The organism is Intestinibacter sp., assembly GCF_022780145.1.
GTDB lineage: Bacteria > Bacillota > Clostridia > Peptostreptococcales > Peptostreptococcaceae > Intestinibacter.
Genome location: NZ_JALEXO010000094.1, coordinates 1 through 3,259 on the forward strand (window position 1 = coordinate 1; position 3,259 = coordinate 3,259).

Annotated in this window: 6 protein-coding genes; all 6 read right to left on the reverse strand. The window is 30.6% G+C overall.

Translation table 11 applies throughout. The features are described 5' to 3' along the window. Positions 1 to 167: 167 nt before the first annotated feature. The gene (locus MR593_RS03415; protein WP_331474731.1) at positions 168 to 371 is read right to left on the reverse strand and encodes a DUF1989 domain-containing protein; all 204 of its coding nucleotides are present in this window, start codon (positions 369 to 371) and stop codon (positions 168 to 170) included. A 27-nt stretch (positions 372 to 398) separates the two neighbouring features. Further along, the gene (locus MR593_RS13640; RefSeq protein WP_442908398.1) at positions 399 to 497 is read right to left on the reverse strand and encodes a hypothetical protein; all 99 of its coding nucleotides are present in this window, start codon (positions 495 to 497) and stop codon (positions 399 to 401) included. A gap of 22 nt (positions 498 to 519) precedes the next feature. Next, on the reverse strand, positions 520 to 657 hold the full coding sequence (locus MR593_RS13495) for a TfoX/Sxy family DNA transformation protein (protein ID WP_331474732.1): 138 nt from the start codon (positions 655 to 657) through the stop codon (positions 520 to 522). Positions 658 to 1,127: 470 nt separating this feature from the next. After that, positions 1,128 to 1,961, reverse strand: coding sequence for an MBL fold metallo-hydrolase (locus tag MR593_RS03430; RefSeq protein ID WP_290686938.1), 834 nt, complete (start codon positions 1,959 to 1,961; stop codon positions 1,128 to 1,130). 67 nt (positions 1,962 to 2,028) lie between these two features. Then, positions 2,029 to 2,601, reverse strand: a complete 573-nt coding sequence (locus MR593_RS03435; RefSeq protein WP_290686940.1) for a TetR/AcrR family transcriptional regulator — start codon at positions 2,599 to 2,601, stop codon at positions 2,029 to 2,031. Between the two features lie 157 nt (positions 2,602 to 2,758). After that, the coding region (locus MR593_RS03440) for a hypothetical protein (RefSeq protein ID WP_290686942.1) at positions 2,759 to 3,259 on the reverse strand (501 nt) is incomplete at its 5' end.

Here is a 3,259-nt window from a genome sequence, read left to right on the forward strand (position 1 = left end):
ATCTCAAATTCTACTGCTGTTACTTTGAGTGGAATGATTTATAATTTATTTTTCGTGACACTTGGAAATTTAGTAGGTGGAATTTTGTTTTTAGGAGTAGGAACTTATTTATTGTCTAGTGGAAAGGATAAATAGGTTTGAAAATAACTGTACCTAAGAGTAATTTCTTAGGTACGGATAACTTTTAGTTTTAGAGATTCATTGTAATCAATCGTAACACCTGTAGATAGAAATTCGTTTGGATTTTCTTTTGCTTCTGCGAAAAAATCAACTACTTGTGTTCCTTCAATGTCTATGATTGTTATTGTTTGACCTTTCATTACGTTTATTGCTTTGCCGGTACAAGCGTTTATAGTGTATTCTTGTTTCATAGTTTTTGTCCTCGCTTTTAAAATTAGTTATTTTTTATGTAATTGATAAAACTCTTTCAAGTCCAATTTGACTTCATCTGACAACTCTGTCTTTTTGACGCCTTGTATTGCTCCTTCTAATGCCAATAGCCTATTAATACAAGTTGACTCATCGATTTTCTTGGATTTTCAGCCATGCTTGCTTTGCTCCAACTGATTTTAAATCGTCTTCTGTCATGATTCCTACTTGGTTTAGCTGAGCTTCTACAACTTTTCCTATGTTTGGTAATTTTGAAAGTTTTCCCATAACAAGCTCCTCCTTATCTATATATTTCTAAAGCATAATTTATTTTATTATAAAGTAAGTAAGAAAAATAATCAAAGTGGTTGTAATCAGTATTACGAGAATATAATTTATATTGTATGCCATACAATTTAAATATTGTATATCAAAATATGATATGTTAACCCTGTAAATATAGATGGTAATGGCAATCGTGTTGCTGCATTATGCTATGGACCTATAAATGTTCAGAGGTTTAAAGGAATTAAGACACCGTGCTATTTAAGTGGCTCATGTGCAAATTGCAAATCATCAGAAAGTGCATGTAGCCAAGTAGTTATAACTAGAACAAATAGAACTGTATCTAGAATAAAAGTTATATTAGTTGGGGAAGAATTAGGATTTTAAATGATTATTAAAAATTCTGTAGATATTTTTTAGCTCCGTCGTATAGAATGATTTTATAGCAGCTATATTTATGACAGAGCTAAAATTTAACATACTTTAGTACATGCTTCAATACTTTTTCTAAAAAGAGGATTTCCTACCATATTCCCAAAACCCATATTTACTCCTATCTGTTGAATTTCTTTTTCTGATATTTTTTGTCCATTACTTTTGAATTCAAAAACATATTTTTTGAGATTTCTCAGAATTTCCAAACCACATTGAGTAATATCCATAATCTCATCTTTATAGTAAATTCTATCCCATGCTGGGCAACAGAAGTCTATATTTCTCGTATTTTGAATTTTTATTATGGATAATTCACTTTCAGCTTCATCGACAAAAATAGGAAAATCATCAGCAACAGGTATAGCATCTCCGCAAAAAATAACTTTGTTTTCTTTATATATATAAGATACAGAACCATTTGAATGTCCTGGTGTTTCTAATACACTTATTGTCAAGCCTGGTTCGAGAACAAATTCGTCGTTTCCTTTTATCACTTGATCTACTTTCACAGATTCATTTACTAAAGAATAGAAGTTAGGAATTGGTCTCTCATTAAACTGAACATCTATATCTTCTATCCATTTTTTCTCTATATCTGAAGCGTAAACTTCACAACCTGATAGGCGCTTTAACTCTGCTAAGCTACCTATGTGATCAGGATGAGCGTGTGTCAGAAATACGGATTTTATCTCGGAAATACTTCTGCCCAGCTTTGCCATATAGCTATCGATTATTTTTTCAGAGCCTTTAATACCGGCATCGATTAAATAACAGTATTTACCTGTAATCAAATATACATAGACGTATCTCTTTATTTCTTGTGTTACATTAAAATCAATTTTTATTTGGTGTACATTTTCGCAAATTTTCATAAGTTGCCTCCTATTGTGCAAGTGTTTACTTGCATAAGCTTTATAAAAAAAGGTACTTTTCGTACCATTATTTTTTGGATATGCCATCTACAAATATTCGAACAGCGTTTGATATATAATCTCTTTTTTCTAATTGTGTCAATTTTCTTCCAAAGGACGCATCGAGAAAAATAAAACCAAAGTTCATTGATATAAACATCATAGCCATGCTTTCGTAATCTGTTGGATTTATTTTATCTTTCATTTCTTGAAAATAATTTATCAATACTTTTTTGAATACTTGTGGTATTTTCAAAATTCCTTCTGCTGTATATGGATATAATTCTGGAGTTCGAAGTCCAATTGATATTTTTACCATTTCAGGAGTAACTTTATTCATATAAACCTCTGAAAAAGAGACGAGATCTTTTTCTAAATCCCCAACATACGAAAAGTCACTCTCTGATAAATTTGGATTCCATTTCGGTAGCTGCATTGCCGATAATACTATCTCTTTTTTACCTTTGAATTTTCTAAATATAGTACATTCATTGACTTTAGCTAGACGTGCTATATCTTTTGTAGTAGTTGAAGAATATCCTCGCTCCATTATTAAATCCATTGTCGCATTGATAATTTTGTTTTGTGTTTCGTCAAACATATATCTCACCACCTATGCAAGTATTTACTTGCATTTTAGTACATATATATCAATATGTCAACAAATACCCTAAAATATGGTTTATAAAAAAGGGGATGTCATAAAATAGATAAAAATCTATTTTGCAACATCCCCACGCTATACGAGAATATCTACATTATTGTATCCATAAACAAGAGCTGCGTTTAAATAATAATGTTGAACCAGCTTTTACATATCCATATTTACCGTATTTATTTTTAACCTTAACATATCTAGTACTTCCACCTTGATATAATGCATAAACATATGCTGGACTTCCCTTGCTTATTGTAAATGCTTTTTTAGTTGCACTTGTTGATGTATAAGCAGTTAATGTTTTGGCTGCTATGTATTTGTTTTTTCTTACCATTGAAGTTGTATTTGCTGTTTTTTGGTTAGTTACAGTATATCCATTTACTTTTACTTTTGGATAGCATGCAAAAGAACCGATAGCGTCATAGAATTTTGAATATATGCCATAAGAAGTTTCTGTAAAAGTTACTATACCTGTATCAGGGTCGTAGCTATTTAATTTACCACCTATATTTCCTTGGAAGGTTCTGTTTACTTTACATGTACTATTTTTAAATTTAAGTAATCTTATTTGACCATCACTAGGACCAACCCATTCAAAAAA